This is a genomic window from Chryseobacterium sp. SIMBA_028, assembly GCF_046535285.1.
Lineage (GTDB): Bacteria > Bacteroidota > Bacteroidia > Flavobacteriales > Weeksellaceae > Chryseobacterium.
Genome location: NZ_JAWRWZ010000326.1, coordinates 1 through 268 on the forward strand (window position 1 = coordinate 1; position 268 = coordinate 268).

Genomic DNA, 268 nt, shown 5'->3' on the forward strand with positions numbered 1-268 from the left:
GCTAAATTAAACGGTTTCACTGATGAACAGATCATTGAAATCAGAAAAAATACCATCTCTTTTGATACTAAGCTAGAAGCGTTAGCAAATCTTGTAAAAAGTATTGTTGAAAACAAAGGCGAAGCTACAGATTTCCTAAAAGAAAAGTTCTTTAATAGTGGTTATACAGAGGCTAATCTTGTAGATACTATTATTGCAATTGGCGATAAAATGATGACCAATTATCTGTTTGCTGTTGCAAAAGTGCCTGTTGACTGGCCTGAAGCTC

1 protein-coding gene is annotated in these 268 nt (G+C 34.3%); it reads left to right on the forward strand.

Annotated elements, in window-relative coordinates:
- Positions 1 to 268, forward strand: a 268-nt coding sequence (locus SCA31_RS23640) for a carboxymuconolactone decarboxylase family protein (RefSeq protein ID WP_410699449.1), incomplete at both ends; no start/stop codon positions are given.